The following is a 24,529-nucleotide window of genomic DNA, read 5'->3' as shown; positions in this document are numbered from 1 at the left end:
CGTTATCCTGCCTCCCGTAGGGCGGCCGTCTGTGCGGCGAAGCCTTCCCTGCGGCAGCGGGCCGAGAAGTACAGCACGCAGTTGACCGCCAGTTCCGCCGGCACCAGCAGCACGCTTAAGGCCACCTCCAGGGACATGCGCAGCATCGGGTCCCGCATGGACTCCAGATGGATGAATGCCGCAATGCTCCCCGTCAGGAAGACCGTGCTGGTGAGCAGGATCATCCAGACGGCGTGCCGGCTCAGTTGTCCGCTGCGGCCCAGGGATCGAACCGGGCTGCTGTCTTCCAGAATGACCACTTCCTCCACAAAAAAATAGCGGACATACAGCCAGATGCCGAGCACCAGAAATACCGGCAGCCCGGCGAGCACCAGGGTGTAGCGCAGGGTCCTGGCCCAGACCAGACGCCAGAACCGGGCCTGGGCCAGGCGGAAGGCCTGGCTGCGGGTAATGGGCTCCCCGAGGTATTCCGCCGCCAGCAGGGGCGTGATGATGCCCTGCTGCAGCGGGACGAGCAGGAAAAAATAGCACAGGAAGATGAGAATATTCCATACCGCGGCCGTGCTTTCCGTCAGCATCCCTGCGGCGGCGGCGCGGTCCAGCAGGGTGTTGATGACGTAGAACGGGCCGGAAACGGCCAGCACCGTCACCAGACAGTCGGCAAAGGTGCGGACGAAGAGCCTGACGGCATGGTCCAGCACGCCAGACAGGCCGAGCGGACGAAGGGTGAAGGGCGCGGTCACGGCTATGCGGCCCGGGATGCTCCCGGCTGCAGTTGGAACCCTTCCTTGGCGTGCCGGGCCGAAAAGTACAGGGCTGTGTAACAGGCGCTCACGGCGCACATGGTCCCGGCTTCCACCACCCACTGCACCACGCCAGCCACCAGAGGACTGGCCGTGACCGACACCCCGATGACGACGCCGATGGTCAGCCCCCACATGAGCAGCACCAGGGCCAGGGCGGTCCAGTAGTTGGACTTCATCAGCACGCCGCTGCGGCGCAGGGCGGTTTTGGGATCTGCCTGTTCCAGCATGACGGTCTGATAGATCAGCGTGAAGCGCAGGGCAAAGTACACCCCCAGCACGATGAGCAGCATGCCCAGGATGATGCACAATGTGGACAGGGCCATGGTGACGCACAGGGGCACCTTGCGCTGCCAGGCCTGACGCAGGGCCTGTTGCCAGGTCATGGATTCACCGAACAGATCCGCCGTGAACAGCAGCGTCAGCGCCCCGGAGGAGACCGGGAAGAACAAAAAGGCCTGCAACAGGCTGATGCCCAGGGTGATGGCGTTTTTGACGGTGAGGCGGGGCGGGGTCAGCTCGTCTTCGGCCGCTGCGGGGGGAGACGGCGCCATGGTCTCGTCAATGCTGTCCCCAAAGAAGGCCGGGCCGTTAAGCAGGTCGGAATCCACCAGCTCCAGGCCGGTGGCCAGCAGCCCCGGCAGGGACAACAACAGCCCCACCAGCAGCGCCGCCCGGGCGTTGTTGCGAAACAACTGAAGCCCCAAATCAAACACGCCGCTCAGGCCGGCGACCGCAATGTTGTAGCGCATGGCTGCTCCTTGCCCGTGTGTGTATCCAGGGCCGCGACATAAGGCAACTCTCGGACATTTCCGCGGCTGGACTTTTTTTCCCCGATGCCGCACAAAGACCCCGTGAAAAGGAGGGATCATGCCCGACAATCAGCGCCATCTGTTCGATATCCCGGAAGACGTGGCCTATTTCAACTGCGCCACCACCTCGCCCTTGCCCAATGCCGGCGCGCAGGCCGCCGCCGCCGCCCTGCAGGCCAAGGCCCACCCCTGGACCATCACCCCGGCGGACTTCTTCGCCGTCCTGGAGCGCATTCGCCCTCTGGCTGGCGAGGTCTTCGGCGTGGATGGCGAGCGCATCGCCCTGGTGCCGGCGGCGTCCTACGGGCTGGCCATTGCCGCCAGGAACCTTCCCCTTGCTCCAGGCGGCTGCGTGCTGGTGCTGGAAGATCAGTTCCCGTCCAATGTCTACTGCTGGCGTAAGAAGGTCCGGGCCGTGGGCGGCGAGGTGCTCACCGTGGCGCGCCCCGCGGATGACGACTGGACCACCGCCGTGCTGGAGACCCTCAATGGTCCGGCTGGCGAGCGGGTGGGCATTGTGGCCCTGCCGCCCTGTCATTGGACCGACGGCACCGTGGTGGATCTGGTGCGCATCGGCGCGAGCTGCCGGGACCGCGGCCTGCCCCTGGTGGTGGACGCCACCCAGGCCCTTGGTGCCATGCCCCTGGATCTGGCGGCCTTGGACGCGGATTTTGTCATCTCAGCCTCGCACAAATGGTGCTTCGGCGCGTACGGCATGGGCTTCTGCATCGTGCATCCGCGCTGGCTGGCTGGCGAGCCCCTGGAAGAAAACTGGCTGAATCGTAAGGGGAGCGACGATTTTTCCGGACTCACCCGTTATGCCGACGCCTACCGCGGCGGCGCCAGAACCTTCGACACGGGCGGGGTCTCGGCCTTTTTCCAACTGCCGGTGGTGGAGGAGGGCCTCAGGCTGCTCAAGGCCTGGGGCGTGGCCACAGTGGCCGCGCACAATGCAGCCATGTTGCAGACCATTCTGGACACGGCCACGGCGCTGGGCTTTTCCGCACCGCCTCCGGCGGCCCGGGCGCCGCACATGACCGGCCTGCGCTCAAGACAGGTGCCCCAGGGGCTGGCCAAGGCCCTGGCGGCGCGCAAGGTGTACGTGAGCGTGCGTGGAACGTCCATCCGCATCGCCCCCCACCTTTACAACACCCCGGCAGACGTGGCCCGGCTGCTTACGGCGCTGGAGGAAAGCCTGGCCGAGGCCTGATGTCATTAGCGTATTTTAATTTTGAAAAAGGACATATCGAGAGGGGAACCCTTTTGCANCCTTTCTTCAGAAAGGTTTTCCCCCGAGAACTTCTTTCAAAGATACCTTGCCCTCGTCGTCCTGCCCCTGGGCCAGCATCTGGCCCAGCACCCTCGCCAAGGTCCGGCGGTTGGCGGCCTTTGGGGCGGCGTCCCTGGCCATGGCGTCCTTGTTGCGACGCTTGATGGCCGCCAGGAGCGCGGGCAAGTCTGGAGAAGGACGGCGGGGGGAGTCGTCCATGGTGTGCCCTCGGGGTTCCGGGTGGTGGCGGGTATAGGCCGGAGAAGCCGCAGGTGAACGGCTAGAGCATTTTACTCTTGAAAAAGGACATATCGAGAGGGGAACCCTTTTGCANGAAAGGGAGTTCGGGGGAAGAACCTTTCTTCAGAACGGTTTTCCCCCGAGCACTCCTTCTCAAAAAGAACTTGTCCTAGACCGTCAGGATTTTCCAGTCATCCTTGAGCATGGCCGTCAGTTCCGGCCCCATGGGCAGGACGGTGACGCCCAGGGAGCTCAGTCTGTCGGCCACGTCGAAGAGATCAGCGCAGGCCTTACAGGCCAGCACCTCGACGCCTTGTTGACGCAGGTCCCGGATCTGCTGGCGCAGGTCGTGGTCCATGGCCAGCACCTCGGCAGAGGGACCCCAGACCACCAGGCGGACGGTGTCCCACCAGGATTCTGTTTTGGAATTGCGGGCATACATGAAGGCCATGGTCAGGGCCACTTCGCGGTCGCTGGACGTCCAGAGGATCGCCAGACGGGAGGAAGACATGGATAGAGCTCCGGCTGCAGGTTCGGGCGCGTACGCCCCTTTGGCGCATGCTCCTTACGGGGATTCGCCACGTCTGGCAAGCAGTTTTGGAGCAGGCGCCGCTTGTTCTTTGCCCGTGGAATGCGCTAGTGTGCTGCCAGCACAGTCCTTCGTGTTTAATTTTGCAAAGGAGCAACGCCCATGCAGAGCCGCACTTTGTTGGAGAGCTGGAAAGCCCTTGCCGCCCACAAGCAGGAACTGGCCGGCGTGCACCTGCGCGACCTCTTCGCACAGGACCCCGACCGCTTTGCACAGCTTTCCAGAACCGTGGACGGTGTGCTCTTCGACTTTTCCAAGCACCGCATCACCAACAAAACGCTGCTCCTGCTCCAGGCCCTGGCCACGGACTGCCAGGTGGAAGCCCGGCGAGACGCCATGTTCGACGGCCAGCGCATCAACATCACCGAGGGCCGCGCCGTGCTGCATGTGGCCCTGCGCAACCGTTCCCAGCGGCCCATGGGTCCTCGCAACGACACCGGCGAGCTGCAGGACGCCATGCCCGCCGTGCGCGCCGTGCTGGCCAGGATGCGCGCCTTTGCCGAAAAAATCCGCTCCGGCGAGTGGCGCGGCTACACCGGGGAACCCATTACGGATGTGGTGAACATCGGGATTGGCGGCTCGGATCTCGGGCCCCTGATGGTCACCAAGGCCCTGGCCCATTACGGACACGAGCGCCTGCGTTGTCACTTTGTCTCCAACGTGGACGGCACGCACATGGTGGAGACCGTCAAACGTCTGAATCCGGCCACCACCCTGTTCATTGTGGCCTCCAAAACCTTCACCACCCAGGAAACCATGGCCAATGCCGCCACGGCCAAAGCCTGGTTCCTGGAACGCGCCGGGGATCCCGCCCAGGTGGCCAAGCATTTCGTGGCCCTTTCCACCAACCATGTCGCCGTGTCCGCCTTTGGCATTGATACGGCGAACATGTTCGAGTTCTGGGACTGGGTGGGCGGCCGGTACTCGTTGTGGTCGGCCATTGGTCTGTCCATCATGCTCTCCATCGGGCCGGACGGGTTCGAGGAGTTGTTGGAAGGCGCCTTCACCATGGACGAGCACTTCCGCACGGCGCCCCTGGAGCAAAACGTGCCCGTGCTCATGGCGCTGCTGGGCATCTGGTACGTGAATTTCTGGGGAGCCGAGACGCAGGCCATTTTGCCGTATGATCAATATCTGGACCGCTTTGCCGCCTATTTTCAGCAGGGGGACATGGAATCTAATGGCAAGCGCACCACCCTGGACGGCGAGTTCGCGGACTACGCCACCGGCCCGGTCATCTGGGGCGAGCCGGGCACCAATGGCCAGCACGCGTTCTATCAGCTCATCCACCAGAGCGACCGTCTCATTCCCTGCGACTTCCTGGCTCCTGCGCGGACCCTGAATCCCGTGGGCGAGCACCACCTGCTGCTTATCGCCAATTTCCTGGCGCAGACCGAGGCCCTCATGCGCGGCCGGACCCTGACCGAGGCCCTGGAGGAACTGCGCGCCGCCGGCCTGCCCGAGGCAGAAGCCCAGCGGCTGGCGCCGCACAAGGTTTTTCCCGGAAACAAGCCCACCACGTCCATTTTTTATCCTGTGCTCACCCCGCGCACCCTGGGCCTGCTTATCGCCTGCTACGAACATAAGATCTTCGTACAGGGGGCCATCTGGGGGGTGAACTCCTACGATCAGATGGGGGTGGAGCTGGGCAAGCAGTTGGCCAAGACCATTGAACGTGAGCTGCGCGGCGATGCGCCCCCCTCCGGGCACGACAGCTCCACCGCCGGCCTGATGGACTGGTTCCGCAGCCACCAGGGGTGACCGCTGGCAATTTCAGAGGAAATCAGGCAGAATCTGTTGCCATGGGAGGCGGGCAGCGCATCCCGAAAGGAGCATGGTATGCTGAACAACTGGCCGGAGTTTCTCAAGGATGCCTTTGGAGCCATCGGCGCGCTGGCCAAGGACAATCCCAAGATCCTGCAAGGGCTGCAGACCATTGAAGGCGGCGCGGAAAGCAAGGGCGCCCTGGACGGCAAGACCCGCGAGCTTATCGCCCTGGCTGTGGCCGTGACCACCCGGTGCGATACGTGCATTGCCGTGCACGCGTCCAAGGCTGTGGAGCTGGGAGCCAGCCGCGAGGAGCTGCTGGAAACCCTGGCCATGGCCACGGCGCTGAACGCCGGCGCGGCGCTGGTGTACTCCTCCCGGGCCCTGGACGCCTTTGACCAGTTTGCCAAGAAATAGAGCAAGTTATCTTTGAAAGGAGTTCTCGGGGGAAAACCTTTCTGAAAAAAGGTTCTTCCCCCGAACCCCTTTTCCAAAGACTTTTTATTGTGATTCAAGGTCACTATGAAAGTTTTGGAAGGGGAGAGCGCGAGAGGGGAGAACCTTTTGCAAAAAGGTTTCCCTTCTCGCAATATCCTTTTTCAAAATTAAAATGCCCTAGCCTGCAGAATTCGGGCAGGCAGGATACACAGGGGGGCCGCTGGCCCCCTTTTTTTTTGTGGTGATGGATTGTCTTTTGCATGGACTGAAATTATCTGAACCCCATGCACCGTCATGCGCGCGCAATGTTGGTGTCTGACTGCCGCCAACAGCCGGACTGTCCATCGCTCTGACAGGGAGAACTCCCTATGCATAATCAATACCGTTCCGAAAAGTGTAGAGAAAGTATTGAAACAAAATTTCACGCTATGCTAGAGTGTTCGTAACGCAAGCACAGCAGGGGATCGTTATGGTTCACGCAATTCGGGCACTCGTCTGCAGCGCCATTGTGGTCATGCTTCTTTGGGGGACCGCCTGGGCGAGTTCGCTCAATGTAAAATCCGCCATTGTCATGGACATGGGCAAGGGGATGGTACTGTATGAGCAGGACCCCCACAGAAAGATTGCCCCGGCATCGCTGACCAAGGTGATGACCATGTATCTGGTGTGGGAGCTCATTGAACAGAAAAAAGCCTCGCTGAACGACAAAGTCAAAGTCAGCGTCAGAGCGGCCAATACCGGCGGGTCCACCATGAACCTCAAGGCCGGCGAGACCGTGACCATCAACGACCTGATGCACGGCATGGCCATCGCCTCGGGCAACGACGCCTGTGTGGCCATCGCGGAACATTTGGGCGGCATTACCAACTTTGTCGCCCGCATGAACCGCAAGGCCAAGGCCCTGGGCATGAAGGACACGGTCTACATGAACCCCAACGGCCTGCCTGCGTCCGGTCAGATCACCACCGCCCGCGATCAGCTGGTGCTGGCCGCCGCCTACCTCAAACGGTTCCCCAACGCGCTGAAAATCCACTCCAAACGCTCCATCACCCACAACAAGTACACCCGCACCAACTCCAACCGCCTGCTGGGCTCCTGCTCTGGCGTGGATGGTCTGAAGACCGGCTTTGTCCGGGCCAGCGGGTTCAATATCATCGTCACTGCCCGGCGCAACAATCGCCGGCTTATTGCCGTGGTGCTGGGCGGGCAAAGCTGGGCCATCCGAAATCGGGAAGCCGCCAGCATCATTGAGGCCTGCTATGCCGGCCGACAGCCCAAAACCGCGTTGACGGCCAAGGTGGACCTGCCTGCGGCGGGACTCAGTACGGAACTGGCCGCGCTGGATCCTGCACCCAAAACCCCGGCTCCTCGCGCGGACGCCCCTGCGTCCACGGCATCTGCGGCATCTGCGGCATCTGCGGCATCGGCCCCGGCGGCTCCCCTGGTGGCGGAAGCTCCTGCGCCGGAAGAGACCGATGACGTGGTGGTGGACGGCTCCGACATCCCCGACGACGAAGATCTGGCCGAAGCCACAGCCCTGGCCGACGCCGCCGCCGAAATGTTGACGGCCACTCCCCCCGGCCAGCAGTCTGCCCCCGCAAGCCAGCCCGCAATGCCGCCGCGCCGGCCCACGCCGGCCGCCCGCCTTGTGGCCAGCCTGGCGCCGTTCCCGGTTCCCCAGCCTGCCACGTCTTCGGCCGCCTCTCCTGTGCTGGCCCTGGCGGACCATATCGTGGCGACCAGCCCGTATGAAATCCGCGGCAGCATCGAACGTCCCGCGGCCCTGGACCCCGTGCCCGTGCCTCGCGGCATGCCCCAGCCAGCAGCCATCGCCCAGGGCGTGTACTATTCCATTCAGGAAAGTTCCTGGAAAGACCGTGACGGCGCCGTCGATCATACCAGCAAGCTGCGTCAGGCCGGCCTGGACGCCCGCGTGGTCACCGTGCACCTGAAGCAGAAGGGCACCTGGCACCGCGTGGTCATCGGCTCCTTTGATGATCTTCAGGAAGCCCGCCAGTATCGCACCACCCTCAAGAAAAATCTGCACCTGGACAATACCCTCATCATCCAGATGGATGCCGGCATGGAGCAAAACCAGGCCGCGCTGCGGTGAGATGACTTGCAAAGACTTCTCGGGGGAAGAAACCCCTTTCCAAAGACTTTTTTTATTGTGATTCAAAGTCACTATCAAATTTTTGGAAGGGGAGAGCGCGAGTTGGGATAGCCTCTTTACGGGTAACGTGCCATGCTTCCCCACCACGTCCCCCAGTGTTCGGGCCGGGCAGGCTGCGTCAAGATGATGCAAGTCTCCCCGGCCCGAACTGTTTTGTGCAGTGGGGGGATGGAGGATGCACTGGGAGGGGAGACTGATTCCACCGCCACGTCAATGGACAGGCGAAATACGATGTGCGTCTCTTGTGCTCTGTACCAATGAGTTCGGCCCTGTCAGCGCATCGAAGGTGACGTGCTGCCAGGGCCGAAAAGAGGGGCCCGGGGGAACCTGGGTTCCCCCGAACGGTGCGGCGTTGTTAGAAGTGTCCCACTTCCTGCTTCACACCCAGAGCAATCTTCCAGAGCACGGTGAGGATCATCGCGCCCATGGCGTAGATGGCCAGGACGATGGCCAGCTCGGGGATGGAGGGAATGTACTCGGTCACGGTTTCAAACATGTTGGGTGTGAAACCGCCGACCAGCAGGCCAATGCCCTTGTCGATCCAGGTGGCGAGGACCAGGAACAGCAGCGTCCAGGGCAGCAGTTCATGGTTGTCGCGCAGTTTGGCCGGAATCAGCAGGGCCAGGGAGACGAAGGCCAGGATGGCAGCCAGCCACATGAAGGGCGTCCACTGGGCAAAGCCGTCTGTCCCGGAGAACAGGTACACAATGGGCGCCTTGTGGCCGGGGATATCGGAATAGAAGGCGGTAAAGACTTCCAGCAGGAAGAAGAAGACGTTCAGGGCCATGGCGTAGGTGATGATCTTGGCCAGGCTCTTGATGGCTTCCTTGCCCGGGTCGAAGTTCACCAGCCGCTTGAGCAGGAAGGCCAGCAGCAGCAGGATGGCAGGACCGGAGCAGAACGCAGAGGCCAGGAAGCGGGCGGCCATGATGGCGGTGAGCCAGTAGTGGCGGCCGGGCAGGCCGGCGTACAGGAAGGCCGTGACAGTGTGGATGGAGAAGGCCCAGAAGATGGACAGGTAGATGAAGAACTTGATCCACTTGGGCGGGGCCACTTCATTGCGTTCGGCCTGCAGGGTCACCCAGCCGACCAGCAGGTTGATGAACAGGTAGCCGTTCAGGACGATCATGTCCCAGAACAGGATGGATCCCGGGGTGGGGTGGAGGATGACGTTCATGGCGCGCTGCGGCTGGCCAAGGTCCACAATGATGAACAGCAGGCACATGGACACGGCGGCAATGGCCATGAACTCGCCCAGGATGATCATCTTTTTGAAGGCCTTGTAATGATGCAGGTACGTGGGCAGCACGAGCATCACCGCGGAGGCGGCCACGCCGACAAGGTAGGTGAACTGGGCGATATAAAAGCCCCAGGAGACGTCGCGGCTCATGCCGGTGACGCCGAGGCCGAAGTTGAGCTGATAGAGATAGGCCATGCTTCCCACCCCGGCCACACAAGCCAGGAAGAACAGCCAGAACCAGTACAGCGGAGAGCCTTTGAGTGCTTTTTCGAGCATCGGTTCGTTCCTCTAGATGATGTAGTAGACGCTCGGTTCGGTGCCCAGGCTGACCTTGCGGCGGACGGTGAACTTGGAGGCCAAGGCCTTGCGCACGGAGGAATGCGGGTCGTCCAGATCGCCGAACAGAATGGCGCCGTCGGACGCCTCCACGCAGGCAGGCATCAGGCCCTGGGCCAGACGCTCCACGCAGAAGGTGCACTTTTCCACCACACCGCGCATGCGGGTGGGGTAGTCGGGGTTCATCTTGGTTTCGTCGAGGTAGGGGCGCGGATTGTTGAAGTTGAAGCTGCGCGCGCCGTACGGGCAGGCGGCCATGCAGAACCGGCAGCCGATGCAGCGGTGCATGTCCATCTGCACAATGCCATCCCAGGCGCGCTTGAACGTGGCCTTGGTGGGGCACACGCGCACGCACGGGGGGTTTTCGCAGTGGTTGCACAGCAGCATGAAGCTGCGCTGTTCCACGCTTTCCGGCAGGTAATGATTGTGCTCGGTGAAGGTTTCCAGGTAGCTGGCGGCCCAGATCCACTTGAGTTCCTGGGGGCCGTCAATTTTGGGCACGTTGTGGGTCAGGTGGCAGGCATCCATGCACTTCTGCACCAGCAGGGGGTCGGTGAAGCGCTTGGTGTCGATGACCATGCCCCAATGCGTGCCGTGCAGGGCGTTGTCGTGCTGATTGGCAGGCTGAGCCACAGCCGGGGCATGCCCGCCGTGGCCGGCATCGGCGGCCTGGGCGTTGGCGCCAACGAGCTGAGAGGCCGCCACAGTGCAGGCGCAGGCGCCGGCCAGCTTGAGGAAGTCACGTCTGGTCTTGCTCATTACTGGTTCCCCCTCGGCGCGATGTGGCATTCCCAGCAGTAGGGATACACGCTGTTCTTCGTGTGGCATGCATCGCAGAACTGCTCTTTGTTGGTGTGGCAGCTCATGCAGGTGTTCATGAGGCTCATGTCATAGAGTTTGCCATTGGCGGCGGTGAAGGTGACTTCGCCGTCGCGCACGTACTTGTCGCGCCAGTCGTTGAGCAGGGTCATGTGTTCGGCGCGCATGACCTTGGTGTCGATGATGCACTCTTGCTGATCTGCAGGCAGGGCCAGCTTGGGGGCTTCATACCGCGTGCAGCTCAGGACGTTGAACCAGAGCGGGAAGGTGATGAGGCCCAGGAAGATGACGAGCCCAGGCATGATGTATTTGGCGTTGTACATGATTACGCATCCTCCTCAGCGCTCTCGTCGAGGTAGGGCAGCTCGTTCTGACGGAGGTCCATGGTGCGTTCCTGCTCACCTTTCATGATGAGTGCGTTGGCCACAAGCTCATGCACGCCGCAGATGGTCACGCCAGGGGCCCAGTAGTCCGCCAGGGGGATGAGGGTGGCGCGGTCGATGGCGCACACGCAGGCCATGGTGTTCACATCGTGCTTTTGCTGCACGTGGCGCAGGGCGTTGCCACGTGGCAGGCCGCCGCGCATGCGCATTTCCATGATTTCGTCGGTGTTCAGGCCGGAACCACCAGCGCAGCAGAAGGTCTGCTCGCGGATGGTCTGGGCAGGCATTTCGAAGAAGTTGTCGCAGCAGGCCTTGATGACCTCGCGCGGCTCTTCGAACATGCCCATGCCGCGGGCAGGGTTGCAGGAGTCGTGGAAGGTCACGTTCAGGTGAGAGTTGCGGCGCTTGTCGAACTTGAGCTTGTTGTGCCGGACCAGGTCCGCCGTGAATTCCGCAATGTGCACCATCTTGGTTTCCGTGGCGTTGCGGAACACGGTGCCCGTGATGGGGCTGACGGGCGTTTCCATCTTCGGCGGGCAGGGGCCGTTGTGGGTGCTCATGTACTGGTTGATCACGCGCCACATGTGGCCGCACTCGCCGCCGAGGATCCACTTGGAGCCCAGGCGCTCTGCTTCGGCATACATCTTGGCGTTCAGCTTCTTCATCATCTCGTGGGAGGTGAAGAGGCCGAAGTTGCCGCCTTCGGATGCGTACGTGGAGAGCGTGTAATCCAGGCCGATTTCATGGAACAACATCAGATAGCCCATGAAGGTGTAGATGCCTGGATCGGCGAATACGTCCCCGGAGGGGGTGATGAAGAGGACTTCATGCCCCTTCTCGTTCATGGGCGGATTGATGCGGATACCGGTGACAGCTTCGATATCCTCGCACAGGAAGTCAACGATATCCTTGAAGGCGTGGGGCTGGATGCCGAGGTGGTTGCCCATGCGGTTGCAGTTGCGCACGGGTTCCATCATCCAGTTGATGTTGATGCCCAGCAGTTGCAGCAGCTCGCGGGCGATCATGGTCACTTCGGCAGTGTCGATGCCGTAGGGACAGAACAGCGAGCAGCGGCGGCATTCGGTGCACTGGTAGAAGTAGAAGAACCATTCCTTGACCACGTCCATGGTCAGGGGGCGGCCGCCGGCCCATTTGCCCAGGATTTTCCCGGCTGTGGTGAACTCGCCGCGGTAAATGGAGCGCAGCAGCTCGGCACGCAGCACCGGCATGTTCTTGGGGTCGCCGCCGCCGATGTAGAAATGGCACTTGTCGGCGCAGGCGCCGCAGCGCACGCAGATGTCCATGAACAGCTTGAAGGAACGGTAGCGATCCAGGCGGTCCTTCATGCCATCGCGGACAATTTCCATCCAGTTTTCAGGCAGTTTCCAGTCTTCGTCCAGCGGAGACCATTCGCGGGGATTGGGAAATCCCAAATCCCGAATGACATCAGCCTTGCCAGGGTAGGCGAAATTGCCTTCCTTGAAGACGGGCTTGTGCTCCATCCATCCCACGTTCGGCGCACCGAACTGGAAGTTGAGCAGCTCGTCCGGAGTCATATTGAACTTGGCCATGTCCTCTCCTTAATTTGCCACGACTAAGCGTCCGCTTTGTCCAAGGGTTTGTCCACCGGCAGCCCTGCCTCGACCATGAATTCGCGGAAGTCGTCTTCGTACGCTTCGTACGTGTGGTACTTCTTGGGCGGATTCCAGGGGTTCACATGCATGCGCATGCGCGAGTCGTTGGGCAGGTTGCGCGTGGGAGAGAGGAAGACGCCGCCAAGATGCATGAGTTTGGACCAGGGGAAGTACAGCAGCAGCGCACACACCAGGAACAGATGCATGAAGAAGATGGGGGCGATGCCTTCCGCAGATACCGGGGACAGCGTGAACAGGCCCATCACATAGATCTTCACGGCATTGATGTCCGTCTTGCCCAAGTAGCGCATGTAAATGCCGGAAAGAGCGATGCCAGAGATGAGCACCAGGGGGAAGTAGTCGCTGATGAGGGAGATGTAGCGCACCTTGTGGTCAAACATGCGCCGCAGCAGCAAGAACGCCAGGGCGGCGAGGATGAGCACATCCGTCTGGTACAGGCGGGGGGCGCCGATCTGGAAAATGCCGTCCGTGAATTCCAGGGCCCGCACAAAGAAGGGCACTGGATCAAGGAAGAACCGGAAGTGGCGCAGGAAAATCACCAGGAAGCAGTAATGGAAAATGAGGCCAAACAGCCACAGCCAGCGCGCGGAGTTGTACGCCACGCGGGGACCGTCTTCCGTGCGGTGGATCACCACTTCCGTGTTGCGGAACAAAGACCGGAATGTCAGGATCTCCAGCAGCATACGGCCCACAGTCCAACTGACGGTGTGCGGGTTGTCCAGCGGATTGTGTTTGATCCATTCATGCGAATACTGCTGGCCCCCGGTGGTGGGAATACGGAATGGCACCGGAGACTTGGCCCATGAATAAATCTTGTACGCAAATCCGCAGACAAACCCTGCAATGGCCAAGTACGGGATGGTCATCCCGAACAGCCACTGCATGCCTGCCTCCGCCCCGTAGTAGGACGCGGCGCACAGCGTCAGCACGAGGATGAGGGAGATGAAGAATGCCATGTAGCGTCACCTCGCTTCCTGTTGAGGATTACTGTTGTTCAGAATCCGGGGTTTCTTCCGCCGCCGTGTCGGCCGTCAAGCCGGCATGGCGAAAAAGCATTGCATGTCTGTTCTTGATCTCTTTCAGGCGCATTTCATACAACTGCGTTCTGCATTTGACATATATGTCAAATGCGCGGAGCGCCACGCTATCCACTTTCGACTCGAAACGCAACACAGCCTCAATATGATCTTTCATCTTGCCCACTTTGGACAGATGCAGTCTGACGACGCCTTTGAGCAGAAAAATTGCACCCACAGCCTTGGCCGGGGTGAAGTCCTGCACGGCACGAATGCGCACCAGCTCGTCCAGGGCGGCGTCCAAATCCAGGTCATCCAGCACCTTTTCTTCCAGCAGGTGCTTTGTCAGGGCATGGACGGCGGCATCGGTGCGCACGCCCACCGGGTTTTTGAATTCATCCTGGCCTTTACGCAAAAAACCAGCCGTATCGAACGGGTACGTGCTGTAAATGGCATCGCGCCATGCGGTGGCGATGGCGTTTTTATCGGAGCGAAGCAAAGCGAGAAAGGACATGGTGGCGTCTCGTGCACGTTGGGGGTGCCAGGGGCAGGGCGCGGCGGCAGTGCGCCAGCCCTACCCGGCGTGGCAACTCGTATAAGGGGTTTTTCGGCGATTGTCCAAAAAAAAACAAGCCCTGGACCAGGAAGGCAATCGTCACTGCAACCCACTGAAGCAGTTGGTGAAAGTCGTTAACTCCCGTATACGGCCGTGCCGACGATGCGATCGTGTAGGGCCTGGCGCGATTCGCCGAGGGTCAGCAGGAATCCCAAGGTGATGGCTGCCGATGCCAGGGTGCTTAGGCTGTTCAGGGTGTTCAGGTGTGTCAGCAGGGCCAAAAAGGCCAGGGCGCTGCCGGCATTCTTGAGCAGGTAACGCAGCAGCAGGGTGGCCAGGGGGGCGGGCTGGCCCGAGTCTGTGCGGATGACAATACCGATCATGCGTTTGCCGGGGGACGCACCGGTGAAGGCCTCAATCAGGCCGTAGGCAAAGGCCAGGGGAGGGAAGAGCATGGGTGTCAGATAGTATGCGCCAGCCAATCCGCCAGCCACACCGCCTGCGGGGCCGGCCACAGTACCGCCCAGCAGCGCGCCGATGGTGGTGCCGAACAGCAGGGCCAGTATCCCAACGCACACAAGAACAATCAAAAAATCCAGAATGGCGGCGCCCAGGCGCGGCCCGAACCCTTTGCGGTCCATGAAGCATGCCTCCGTATGGGGTTTCAGCAAGCGTCGGCCTGCTCAGGCCTGTACCCGATGCCTTGGCGTCTGGCAAATGGTTCCAGCCATTGCCAGAAGCGCCTGCGCAGGCTATATGCAAGGCTGGTCACTGCGCTGCGTGGGTGGCGCGGCAGTCTTGGCGTTGCCATGAGGCAAGGGGGTGGTTGGGATGCGATGGCGCGGCGTGCAGCTGGTGATGCTGGTGGCGATGGCGATGACGACCGGCGCGGCGTTGCCTGCGCGCGCGGCACGCCAGGATGCAGCACCGCAGTTCACCATCCAGATTGTGCCCAAGACTCCGGCCCAGAACCACGGCACGGCCTCCCCCCGTTCTTCACAGGGACAATCCGCACAATCCCCCCGAGCCCGCCAAACACCTAGCCAAACACCTGGCCAACCGCCTGTGCCTGCTGCAACTCCCCCGGCCCAGGCGCAGCGTCCGGCGAAGTCCCCCCCGTCGCGCTCCCAGACCGAGTCTTCCGCAGCCTCCCAGCGGGCAGCATCTCCCGCAGGCAGCGTCAACGCCCCCGCGCCAGCCGCCCTGGCCCGGTTGGAGCAGACACTTGCCGAGCAACGCGCAGGCGAGCAGCGCAAGGCCCAGCTGCAGCAGGCGCTGGAGGCCGCGCGGCATATCGTCGTCCAGGCCGCAGGTCCCCAGGCTGTTCGGCCCGTGCTGTTCGTGTTTGTGGATTACGAAAAAACGCCGCATGGAAAACGCCACCTCGAAGAGGCGCAACGCCGCAAGGAGCGCGAGCTGCTGCTGCAGATGCTCAAGGAGCATGTGCAGCAGGTGGAACTGCAGGGGTGCGAGCTGGTGGAAACCACGCGCATGTTCGAGTATCGTTTTCGCCGCACTGCGCGCCTGAGCGAGCTGGATGCATATGGCGTGACATATACAAGACAAGACGGCGGCGGCTTCAGCTTCACCTTGAAGTCCCCGGCCAAACAGGCCGTGCTGTTTCAGCAGCACCGAGGCACAGCCCAGCTTTCCGAGCAGTATGGCGATGAAATCGTCTTTCGCACCACCATCACCGATGGCATGCAGGCCTTTGTGCTCAAGCAGCGGCTGCAGGAGTTGATCAATCGCTGCAAGCTGGGCAATGGATACAAAGCCGGCGCGGACCTGCCGGAGATGGCCGCCACCCCCATGGTCCGCCAGGAAGGCCCGGTGCTGCGTCGCAGCGAATAACCCCATACTCCCTCAAGGAGTTGCAGCCTATGACACGTGTGTTTCACTTCGCCGGCCCAGGCCTATGGCTGTTGGTTCTGTTGCTGGCCCTGCTGACTGCCGGAGGCGGGTGCGCTTCCAAGCAGGACCACGTGTGGCCCAGACGGGTGGACGGCCTGCGCGGTCTGCATGTGGGCATGAACAAGCAGCAGGTGCTCATGGAATTGGGCGACCCGGACGCCACCCGCGCCTCCGGTCGTATCACCTACCTGTGCTATCAGCTGCCCATGCGCGATGCCTCCAAACGGGACGCCCAGCGCAAGGGCGTGTGGTATTTCATCAAGCACGAAGACAATCTCGTCATCAAATTCGGACCTGCCACCGCGGAGGATAACTGTGGTTGAGATGCCCCAGGCCGGCTGCATGCCTGCCGAGTTCGATCCCCTGGACGCCTTGTGGATGACCTGGCCCCACAACGCCGCCGATTATTCGCCCAAGGCCGCGTGCATCCCCTGGGTGTATGCCGAGATGCTGCGCGTGCTGGCGGGCCGGGAGCGGGTGCGCCTTATTGTCCAGGGGCCGGAGCAGGAGCACAAGGTGCGCGCCTTGCTGGCCAGTGTGGATGTGGATGTGGCCACCAGTCTGGATGACGCAGCCGGCACGCCCTGGCTGGAGTTTTTCCATCTGCCCACGGACCGCGCCTGGGCCCGGGACTACCTGCCCACCTTTGCCCGTCAGGAAGACGGTTCCCTGGCCGCAGTGCATTTTCGCTTTACCGGCTGGGCCTTGTATCCCAATCACCTGCGGGATATCCAGGTTCCCCCGGCCCTGGCCCAGGCACGGGGCTGGCCGCTGATTCCGGCCATCTGGAACGGGCAGCACGTGGCCCTGGAGGGTGGCGGCATCGATTCCAACGGCCGCGGCGTGCTCCTGACCACCGAGGAATGCTACCTGGACCCCGCCGTGCAGGTGCGCAACCCCGGCTTTACCCGCCAGGATTATGAAGGCCTCTTCCGCCAGTATCTGGGCATCGAGAAAACCATCTGGCTGGGCCATGGCATTGCCGGGGACGACACCCACGGCCATGTGGACGACCTGTGCCGCTTCGTCTCGCCGGATACCGTCGTCCTGGCCCAGGAGTCCAACCCCGCCGACGTGAATTATCGTCCCCTGGCCGAAAATATGGAACGGTTGCAGGGAGAAACCCTTCCGGGCGGTGCGCCCCTGCGGGTTGTTCCCCTGCCCATGCCGGACCCGCTGGTGTACAAGGGGCGCAGGCTGCCGGCATCTTACGCCAACTTCGCCATCCTGAACCGGACCATCCTGGTGCCGACGTTCAATTCCCCCAAGGATCGGACGGCCCTGGGCATCCTGGCGGAACTGTTCCCGGACCGTCAGGTGGCAGGCGTGCATGCCGGAGATTTGATTCTCGGCTACGGTGCCATTCATTGCCTGAGCCACGAGGAGCCGAGCCGCTCCCTGTAATCGTGCGACACTGCACTGCATCGGAGACACGCCATGACGGACACGCGCCGCCTTTCCCCGACGGACGACGATTTTGAGATCGAACCGGCAATGGACGACTCGCCCGGGGACGCTCCCCACGGAGGGCCCAGCCTGTCCCGGGAGGAGGCGCGCGCCTTCGTCAAGAGCATGAATACCCTCTTTGCCGAGGGCGATTCCGCGGAAGGCGGCCAGGCCTGAGACGGCTGCGCCGCCTTCCATGTAACTCAACCCCATGAAGCATCAATTGCACATTCTGTATCTTGACGCCGACATTTCGTCGCGGGCGCGGTTCCGGCAGTTTTTCGACGCAAACCTGTTGCCCTATACCGTGCATGATGCAGGCTCCCTGGCCGAGGCCCGGCGACTGCTGCATGAGCATGATGTGGATGTGGTGGTCAGCGAGCATCGCCTGGAGGATGGCCTTGTCTTCGACCTGCTGGAAGGCACCCCGGCGGATGCTGCCGGCGTGTCGCATGGTCGGGAACGGTGCGCGTCCCTCGCGGTGCCGGTCATTCTGGCCACCGCCACCGGCGACGAAAAAACGGCGGTGCGCGCCATGCGCGACGGCGCCTACGATTATATCATCAAGGATGCGGACCATCGCTGGATGGCGCTCATCCCCCAGGCTGCGGAAGGTGCGGTGCGGCAGCATCAGGCCCAGCGGCAATACCGGCTGCTCACCCATGCCCTCATGAGCATCACGGACGCCGTATTCATCACCAACACCGCGCAGCACCTCGTTTTCGTCAACAAGGCCTTTTGCCATACGTACGGCTTCAAGGAAGAAGAGGTCCTGGGAAAAAGCATCGCCTTGCTGCGGGCGGAGGTGGTGCCCGCGGGCCAGGCCAGTGATAGCGAAACCAGGGGTGCAGCGCGGGAGATCTATCATCGCCGCAAGGATGGCCGCATTTTTCCCGTGTCCCTCACGCGGTCCGTCATCCATGACGACAAGGGCCTGAACATGGCCATCGTGGGCGTGGCCAGGGATATTTCCGCCTGGAAGGAAGCTGAGGCCCGGCTGACCAATTCCCTGAAGGAAAAGGAAGTGCTCCTCAAGGAGATCCACCACCGGGTAAAGAACAACCTGCAGGTGGTCTCCAGCCTGCTGAATTTGCAGTCTGGCTACCTCAAGGACGAGCAGACAATCGACGCCCTGCGCGACAGCCAAAACCGCGTCAAATCCATGGCCCTCATCCATGAGCGGCTGTATCAGTCCGAAAGCCTGAACAAGATTGACTTTGGCGGCTACGTGCAGAGCCTGGTCAACCACGTCAAAAGCTCCTTCCGGGGCATGGGGGAGATTGACGTGGCGGTGGACGTGTCGGACATGTTCGTGGATGTGGATGTGGCCATCCCCTGCGGGCTGATCATCAACGAGCTGGCCTCCAACTCCTTCAAGCATGCCTTCAGCGATGCCAGGGGCGGAGCCTGCGGTGGCAGGGTGCACATTCGGCTGTCGCAGCAGGTGAGCGATGCCGGCCAGCCCGAGTTGCTGCTGGAGGTGGGGGACAACGGCAAGGGGTATCCGCCGGGACTGGATATCGACTGCGTGGCCTCCCTGGGGCTCCAGCTGGTCAATTCCCTGGTGCAGCAGCTCAAGGGGAGCATTGATCTCGCCAGCAACGGCGGCGCGTGCAGCAGAATGCGCATCCCACTGCCGCAGCAGGCGCCGTGAGTCGCTGCGCGCCGCGCGTCACGCCATGAGATAGTAGCCCAAATCCTTGTCGCGTTCGCGGTGCCCCACGAATTCTGCGCCGATGGACAAGCCGTGGACGGTGCGGACCAGGACCCGGCGCTGGATGGGGGTTCCCTTCAGATTATCGAGCTGGAAGCTCACGTCCAGGAACATGCCCGGCTGCAGGCCGTACGATGTGGGCAGCTTCATGCCCACGCCGCCAAGGGAAATGTCCGTCACGGTCATGTCGCCTTGCATGCTGCCGTCAGGGAGCCCGAAGGTACCACGCAGGTTCACGCGTTTTCTGTAGGTGCGGCGAAATTCCAGACGGCAGAAGTACTCGTTGCCGCATTTGCACCAGGTGCGGATGACAGGGCCCACCTCGGGGTGCTGGGTGAAGTCCAGGTTGCGGGCGCGTTCGCACTTGGGGCACAGCACCATGACCTGTCTGTTTTCATCAACATAATAGGTCGGGGGTTCCTGGCCGGGGGGCGCCTGGGCGGTCTCGAAGGGCAGGGCGGGCAGTATCTCCGCCATCACGGCGGCCTCGGGCAAGGCGTCGTCCTGGCTTTCGTGGCTGTGCTGGTCGGGGGCGGAAGGGGCGGCGTCCAGCTGGGTGAGGTAGTGGCTGAGGTCGTCGCCCATGAGGGAGACGGCGGCCTGGGCGAGCTCCTCATCGTCGCGCGAGGCGAAGAGAGCTTGCAGCCGTTCGGGGGACATGGTTTTGGAAAGCTCTTCCTCTGTCGCGGCAGCCTCGGGAGTCTCCGCATGTGAGGCAAATCTGCCGTGGGCGTCGGGCTGCATGGTCAGGGCTGCGTCGTCAGCCTCGCTGGCCGGCTCGTCCGAACGGGGGAGGTCTGCCTGGGCGAGCTTGGTGACATTCGTAAGATCGGGCGTAAGATCGGGCGTAAGATTGGGCGTAAGATCCGGCAGGACAAGGGCCGGGGGGCCCAGCTCGAAGCGGCAGGAAAAGGAGGCCCGGCACGAGCGGCATTTGAGACGAGCCGGCTGCGCCACGCCGCGAAGTTTTTCCCCGGGCACGATATTGCTGGCGTGGCACGAGGGACACACCAGGGTGACGTTGCCGGCGGCATCGGCATGGAAAACGGGAAGATCCTCCGGGCCGGGCGAGACGGGCGAGCCGGGCGAGACGGGCGGAACGGGCGAAGAAACCGGCCGGGGCGCGTGATGCTCCAGGGCGAAACGACACGGGAACACCGTGCCGCAGCTTTTGCACTTCATGCGCGCCGGCTGCCTGATCGAGGCCACCTCTGCAGCCTTGAGCGCCTTGCGGGAACCGCAGCTGGGGCATTCCACCTGGATGATGCCGTCTGCGTCCGGGGCAAAGATGGCGATGCGAGGTTCGGGCTCGGCGGCAGGCAGGGCAGCCGGCTGGCGCGCGGCAGGCAGGGCAGAAACCCGGCGCAGCATGCGGGCCAGCTGCTCCTTCTGTTGCAGCACCTGCTCGCGTTCCTGTTCCAGATGCCTGCGCAGGGCTTCCAATTCCTCGCGCTCTCGTTCGATGGTCAGACGCCGGGCCTCAAGCGCCGCTTCCTGACGCCGCAGTTCATCCGCCTGCGGTGTTGTGGTCGCTTGTGGTACGACCTGCACCGCCTGCACCGCCTGCACCGCCTGCACCGCGAGGACAGGGGAGGCTTCAAGGTCGGCAGGCCTGGCTGCTGCAACGGGAGGCGCCTCGGCCTCGGTCCGGGGCTGGAAGCCAATATGCTCCACAGCCTCGGGTGACAGGGACACCTCGGCCTCCTCGGGCGGCGTGTCGCTGGATGGCAGGATGTCGCGCAGCAGGGAGTCCGGAGACGGCAGCGGGCCGGTGTGGGCTGCCTGCGCGAGTTCCTCATCGGGGCGCATCTCGCGGAAGGTCATCAGGGTCCGGCGGTTGGCCATGGCGGCTTCGCGCGCCTGGAGCGAAAACGTCTTGGTGCAGTCCTCATCCGCAAAATCGGGAAGATGGGTTGCGGCATCGAGATGCGGCTGGATGGCGTCCGGATCCTCGGGCTGGAAGTCGGGCTCAAAAAACTTGAAGCGACATTTGAAGATGTTGCCGCATCGGCACTTCATGGTGGCTGGCTGGGGGATGTGGCGGAGCTTCTCCCCGTCCAGGGTACGGGCATCCTTGCAGGCCGGACAGATGACGGTGAAGCGGTTTTGACGATCTGCGCAGAAGACGGGAAGTTCCGGCTCGGCTGGGGCTGCCGGGGCAGGTGCTGCAGCGGCAGGCGGCAAAGTGACGGACGCTGCCTCGGCAGGGGCGAACCGGCAGTGAAACACATGCCCGCAGGTGCACTTGATGGCCGCAGGCTGTTTGACCTGCTCCAGCTTCGCGCCATCGAGCAGCCGTTTTCTGTTGCAGGCGGGGCAGACGAGGGCTACCCGATTCCGGGAATCCGCATGAAAAACAAGCACGGGCGGTTCGGGGTGCGCCAGCGGAACCGAGGCAGAAGGGGGAATCTCGTTCATGGGTCTGGTAACAGGCATTGCGTGTGGCTCCAATGCAGCAGGAGCATAGCCTCTTTTGCATCCGCCCGAAACCCCCTTCAGGCCTCTTCCTCGTCAGGATCCGGCAGGTTGTCAAAAATTTACAGAGGCTCACTCCATATCGATCCCCGGTCGTACCGGGAGGCGGAAGGGAATACCCATGGCCTCGCGGCGGTGTTCTGGCACGAAATCCACGCACAGCCGCGGCCAGCCAACGGTTTCTTCGCCGCGGGCCAGTTGCCTGGCCAGGGGGGTGAGGATGGTCTGCCAGGCGGGATCCATCTGCCGCTGAACCATTTCCTTCGCCCGGAGGTGCTCGCCGTGCGCGGCGAGGGCCGCTGCCAGATTGCCCACGAAGAGATCGGCGCCGGGATCGAGCGCCAGGGCCTGGACGAATCGGGCGCGGGCGGCTTCGTGCGCTCCGGCTTCCCAGTCCAGCACGCCCAGATTGTTGGCCGCGGCCGGCAGCTCGGGGTCCAGGCTCAGGGCGATGAGAAACTGTTCGCGGGCGGCCGTGGAGTTGCCGGTCACCATGGCCTGCAGGCCGGCCAGCAGCGCGTCCTGGGCCGGGGAGAGCAGCACATAGTTTGGCCCCAGGCACGGACACCGGCGGGCGCGGCAGGGTTCGTCCGTGTCCAGCCGCCGTGGGGTGGTCAGCATGTTGCCCAGATCCCGTTTTTCGCCGCTGCACCGGTAGAGCTGGCCATCCGGCTCCAATCGCAGCAGGGTGCGGCCGCCGCGGCAGGGCACGCCCTGGAAATTGAAGGCCATTTTGCGGCCGGCGCGGGGAAACTCGGCAAACACGGCCCGGGCCTCGGCATTGTAGGCGTTGGGGTATTCCTGCCCATCAAAAAATCCCTTGAATGGCCGTGGGGTGATGGGAACGCCCCTGGCTCCAAACCATTCCCTGTCCTTGCGAAATTCCGGGACAAGCTGGGGATGGACCACATAATTGACCGTCAGGTGAAAGCCCCGCTCCAGCAGCAGGCGGATGTCCTCCACAAAGGCATCCACCAGCCCCTTGCGGCGGCGTTCCTCGATGTGCAGGGCGATGTACAGATCGTGCACGCGGGCGGGGTCCACCCGGTCGGCGAAGTCCCGCACCAGCCTGGAGATGCTCAGGTTGGTGTCGATGGAGATGCGATGCCGCAGACTCAGCTCGTGGCACAGATCCACGAAGTCCGGATACAGAAACGGCTCGCCTCCGGTCATGCCCACCACCCACTCCTCGCCGGTGGCGTCCAGAAAATCCAGCAGCACGCCGGCCGGCACCACAGGCTCCACCGGGGCGGCTTCGTGGGGAAAATAGCAGTACCGGCACTGGAAGTTGCAGCGCCGGGTCATGTTCCACATCAGATGAAAAGGGGCAGTGGCCATGCACGGAGTCCTGGTTGGAACATGCACAGGGGCGCCCCGTGGCGCCCCTGGATGGATAGATGCGGCAGTTGAGGGCAAGTTGTCTTTGAAAGGAGTTCCCCCGAACCCCCATCAAAGTTTTGGAAGGGGAGAGCGCGAGNAAAAGGTTTCCCTTCTCGCAACGTCCTTTTTCAAAATTAAAATGCCCTAGCGGCCTATTTCCACTTTCCTGTTCTGGATATAGGCATCCCGCATGGCGCTGTACGGCTCCACGGCAGCCTGCTTGAAGCGATCGTACTCGTCCAGCGTAAAGGCCATTTTGTTGAACCGCTCGCCGCCGCGGACAGTCGCCTCCACCCAGAACGGGCTGGGATCGTAGCCGAAGTACAGGGGCCAGGGGTTCAGGTATGTGACGGGATCGGCCAGCAGGTCCACGGTGATGCCGAAGCCGTCCCGCAGGGTGGTGGGGCCGAGGATGGGCATGACCAGATAGAAGCCGTCACCCACGCCCCAGCTGGCCAGGGTCTGGCCGAAGTCCTCGTCATACGAGGGGACGATGGACGGCTTTGTGTCGAAATGATTAAAGAACCCGCCAACGCCAAAGGCCGTGTTGCCCACAAAGCGCGACAGTTGCACGCCTGCGCCCAGAAACTTGCCCTGCAGGATGCAGTTGATGAAGCGCACCGGGAACAGCAGATTATGAAAGACGTTGCGGATGCCGGAACGCACCACCACAGGGGTGACGAAATTGTAGCCCTTGCCCAGGGGCTGCATGACGATCTGATAAAAATAGTCGTTGAAGCCGAACCAGAACTGGTTCCAAGGCTGCAGCGGGTCGGCCACCGTGGCGTCGCCGTCATTGAAACCGAAGTCGCTTTCGGTTGGCGCTGCAGTGTCCACGGGGGGCGACGTCTGGGCCGCGGCGGCATTCTGGAGCGGAGCTGGCTGGCTGGCGTAGCATTCCGTCGCCAGGGTCAGGACGGCGAGCACCAGCAGCATCGGGAGCAGTCGAGTAACGGTGTGCATGGGCAGGCTCACTATGAGGTAGCGGGATTGATTCAGGAGGCGCTGCGCGAGGCGGCAGCCCGTTCCCGGATTTTGACAATGAGTTCCTGCGGTGAACTCTTGAGCATGACTTCCTGGAACTGGGTGCGGTAGTTCTTCACCAGGCTCACGCCCTCAATGACCACATCGTACACTTTCCAGCCGCCCAGATCCCGCATGCGGTAGGCGATGGGCGTGGCATTTGCGCCGGCCACCACATTGGTGCGCACTTCCACGGCGCCGCGCTCGCCAGCCACCACCTCGCCGTATTGCACCTGCTGGTTCTCGTATTTTTTCATGGAGCCAAGGTAGGTGGATTCCAGCAGGTCGGCCATGGCGTCCGCAGCCTGGGCCTGTTGATCCGGGGAGAACCGCTTCCAGTGCACGCCCAGACACAGACGGGTGAGCTCCGTGAAATCGAACACATCCCGGACGAGGCTGCGGAGCTGATCTTCCAATGCGTTTCCTGATTACCCACAAACCTCAGCCAGTTTTAGCAGCCGCTGTGGCATGGGCGGTGTTCTG

At 62.5% G+C, this 24,529-nt stretch carries 24 protein-coding genes; 9 read left to right on the top strand and 15 right to left on the bottom strand.

What is annotated here, in order from left to right:
- Positions 1 to 2 precede the first annotated feature (2 nt).
- Positions 3 to 743, bottom strand: coding sequence for a hypothetical protein (locus DGI_RS10810; protein WP_021761059.1), 741 nt, complete (start codon positions 741 to 743; stop codon positions 3 to 5).
- A gap of 2 nt (positions 744 to 745) precedes the next feature.
- A complete protein-coding gene (locus tag DGI_RS10805; protein ID WP_027193458.1) occupies positions 746 to 1,555 on the bottom strand; it encodes a hypothetical protein in 810 nt (269 codons plus the stop codon).
- A 118-nt stretch (positions 1,556 to 1,673) separates the two neighbouring features.
- Here DGI_RS10805 and DGI_RS10800 point away from each other — a divergent pair, with 118 nt between their 5' ends.
- Positions 1,674 to 2,825, top strand: coding sequence for an aminotransferase class V-fold PLP-dependent enzyme (locus tag DGI_RS10800; RefSeq protein ID WP_021761057.1), 1,152 nt, complete (start codon positions 1,674 to 1,676; stop codon positions 2,823 to 2,825).
- Between the two features lie 66 nt (positions 2,826 to 2,891).
- Here DGI_RS10800 and DGI_RS10795 read toward each other — a convergent pair whose 3' ends face one another.
- Together DGI_RS10795 and DGI_RS10790 are read right to left on the bottom strand one after the other, a co-directional pair.
- Complete coding sequence (locus DGI_RS10795; protein WP_021761056.1) at positions 2,892 to 3,104, bottom strand: hypothetical protein; 213 nt, start codon at positions 3,102 to 3,104, stop codon at positions 2,892 to 2,894.
- 190 nt (positions 3,105 to 3,294) lie between these two features.
- Entirely contained in the window at positions 3,295 to 3,636 is a 342-nt protein-coding gene (locus tag DGI_RS10790; protein WP_021761055.1) for a DsrE family protein, read from the bottom strand.
- Positions 3,637 to 3,816: 180 nt separating this feature from the next.
- On the opposite strand from DGI_RS10790, the gene pgi reads away from it, so the two are divergent.
- From pgi to DGI_RS17280, 3 genes are all read left to right on the top strand, one after another.
- Positions 3,817 to 5,475 (top strand): glucose-6-phosphate isomerase, encoded by a 1,659-nt coding sequence (gene pgi, locus DGI_RS10785; protein ID WP_021761054.1) that lies wholly within the window; start codon positions 3,817 to 3,819, stop codon positions 5,473 to 5,475.
- A 78-nt stretch (positions 5,476 to 5,553) separates the two neighbouring features.
- On the top strand, positions 5,554 to 5,898 hold the full coding sequence (locus DGI_RS10780) for a carboxymuconolactone decarboxylase family protein (protein ID WP_021761053.1): 345 nt from the start codon (positions 5,554 to 5,556) through the stop codon (positions 5,896 to 5,898).
- A 490-nt stretch (positions 5,899 to 6,388) separates the two neighbouring features.
- Positions 6,389 to 8,032 (top strand): serine hydrolase, encoded by a 1,644-nt coding sequence (locus tag DGI_RS17280; protein ID WP_021761052.1) that lies wholly within the window; start codon positions 6,389 to 6,391, stop codon positions 8,030 to 8,032.
- A gap of 415 nt (positions 8,033 to 8,447) precedes the next feature.
- On the opposite strand, the gene dsrP is transcribed toward DGI_RS17280, so the two are convergent.
- The 7 genes from dsrP to DGI_RS10740 all read right to left on the bottom strand — a co-directional run bounded on the left by dsrP (position 8,448) and on the right by DGI_RS10740 (position 14,738).
- Positions 8,448 to 9,608: a sulfate reduction electron transfer complex DsrMKJOP subunit DsrP gene (gene dsrP / locus DGI_RS10770; RefSeq protein ID WP_021761051.1), complete on the bottom strand. Its 1,161-nt coding sequence runs from the start codon at positions 9,606 to 9,608 to the stop codon at positions 8,448 to 8,450.
- A 12-nt stretch (positions 9,609 to 9,620) separates the two neighbouring features.
- The gene (gene dsrO / locus DGI_RS10765; protein WP_021761050.1) at positions 9,621 to 10,427 is read right to left on the bottom strand and encodes a sulfate reduction electron transfer complex DsrMKJOP subunit DsrO; all 807 of its coding nucleotides are present in this window, start codon (positions 10,425 to 10,427) and stop codon (positions 9,621 to 9,623) included.
- Positions 10,427 to 10,810, bottom strand: coding sequence for a sulfate reduction electron transfer complex DsrMKJOP subunit DsrJ (dsrJ, locus tag DGI_RS10760; RefSeq protein WP_021761049.1), 384 nt, complete (start codon positions 10,808 to 10,810; stop codon positions 10,427 to 10,429). Before dsrJ ends, dsrO begins: the two co-directional genes overlap by 1 nt.
- 2 nt (positions 10,811 to 10,812) lie before the next feature.
- Positions 10,813 to 12,441 (bottom strand): sulfate reduction electron transfer complex DsrMKJOP subunit DsrK, encoded by a 1,629-nt coding sequence (gene dsrK / locus DGI_RS10755; RefSeq protein ID WP_021761048.1) that lies wholly within the window; start codon positions 12,439 to 12,441, stop codon positions 10,813 to 10,815.
- A gap of 23 nt (positions 12,442 to 12,464) precedes the next feature.
- The gene (gene dsrM / locus DGI_RS10750) at positions 12,465 to 13,481 is read right to left on the bottom strand and encodes a sulfate reduction electron transfer complex DsrMKJOP subunit DsrM (protein WP_021761047.1); all 1,017 of its coding nucleotides are present in this window, start codon (positions 13,479 to 13,481) and stop codon (positions 12,465 to 12,467) included.
- A 28-nt stretch (positions 13,482 to 13,509) separates the two neighbouring features.
- On the bottom strand, positions 13,510 to 14,055 hold the full coding sequence (locus DGI_RS10745; RefSeq protein WP_021761046.1) for an RsbRD N-terminal domain-containing protein: 546 nt from the start codon (positions 14,053 to 14,055) through the stop codon (positions 13,510 to 13,512).
- Between the two features lie 176 nt (positions 14,056 to 14,231).
- On the bottom strand, positions 14,232 to 14,738 hold the full coding sequence (locus DGI_RS10740; protein ID WP_021761045.1) for an RDD family protein: 507 nt from the start codon (positions 14,736 to 14,738) through the stop codon (positions 14,232 to 14,234).
- 190 nt (positions 14,739 to 14,928) lie between these two features.
- Between DGI_RS10740 and DGI_RS18430 the strand changes: the two genes are divergently transcribed.
- From DGI_RS18430 to DGI_RS17275, 5 genes are read left to right on the top strand one after another with little or no spacing between them, the layout of a single operon-like run.
- Complete coding sequence (locus DGI_RS18430) at positions 14,929 to 15,948, top strand: hypothetical protein (RefSeq protein ID WP_021761044.1); 1,020 nt, start codon at positions 14,929 to 14,931, stop codon at positions 15,946 to 15,948.
- 29 nt (positions 15,949 to 15,977) lie between these two features.
- Entirely contained in the window at positions 15,978 to 16,331 is a 354-nt protein-coding gene (locus DGI_RS10725; protein ID WP_021761043.1) for a hypothetical protein, read from the top strand.
- 1 nt (position 16,332) lies between these two features.
- Entirely contained in the window at positions 16,333 to 17,412 is a 1,080-nt protein-coding gene (locus DGI_RS10720) for an agmatine deiminase family protein (protein WP_021761042.1), read from the top strand.
- 33 nt (positions 17,413 to 17,445) lie between these two features.
- Positions 17,446 to 17,631 carry a hypothetical protein gene (locus DGI_RS10715; protein WP_021761041.1) on the top strand — a complete coding sequence of 62 codons (186 nt, stop codon included), beginning with the start codon at positions 17,446 to 17,448 and terminating at the stop codon, positions 17,629 to 17,631.
- Positions 17,632 to 17,665: 34 nt separating this feature from the next.
- On the top strand, positions 17,666 to 19,108 hold the full coding sequence (locus DGI_RS17275; RefSeq protein ID WP_021761040.1) for a sensor histidine kinase: 1,443 nt from the start codon (positions 17,666 to 17,668) through the stop codon (positions 19,106 to 19,108).
- Positions 19,109 to 19,126: 18 nt separating this feature from the next.
- On the opposite strand, the gene DGI_RS10705 is transcribed toward DGI_RS17275, so the two are convergent.
- From DGI_RS10705 to DGI_RS10690, 4 genes are all read right to left on the bottom strand, one after another.
- Positions 19,127 to 21,604: a PilZ domain-containing protein gene (locus DGI_RS10705; protein ID WP_081697017.1), complete on the bottom strand. Its 2,478-nt coding sequence runs from the start codon at positions 21,602 to 21,604 to the stop codon at positions 19,127 to 19,129.
- A 111-nt stretch (positions 21,605 to 21,715) separates the two neighbouring features.
- Positions 21,716 to 22,981, bottom strand: coding sequence for a radical SAM protein (locus DGI_RS10700; protein WP_021761036.1), 1,266 nt, complete (start codon positions 22,979 to 22,981; stop codon positions 21,716 to 21,718).
- A gap of 186 nt (positions 22,982 to 23,167) precedes the next feature.
- On the bottom strand, positions 23,168 to 23,986 hold the full coding sequence (locus DGI_RS10695) for an MlaA family lipoprotein (protein WP_021761034.1): 819 nt from the start codon (positions 23,984 to 23,986) through the stop codon (positions 23,168 to 23,170).
- A gap of 32 nt (positions 23,987 to 24,018) precedes the next feature.
- Positions 24,019 to 24,462 carry a Tgt2/MlaC family protein gene (locus tag DGI_RS10690; RefSeq protein ID WP_051286717.1) on the bottom strand — a complete coding sequence of 148 codons (444 nt, stop codon included), beginning with the start codon at positions 24,460 to 24,462 and terminating at the stop codon, positions 24,019 to 24,021.
- Positions 24,463 to 24,529: the final 67 nt, after the last annotated feature.

Source organism: Megalodesulfovibrio gigas DSM 1382 = ATCC 19364, from assembly GCF_000468495.1.
GTDB lineage: Bacteria > Desulfobacterota > Desulfovibrionia > Desulfovibrionales > Desulfovibrionaceae > Megalodesulfovibrio > Megalodesulfovibrio gigas.
This window is presented reverse-complemented; position numbering and strand designations above follow the sequence as displayed.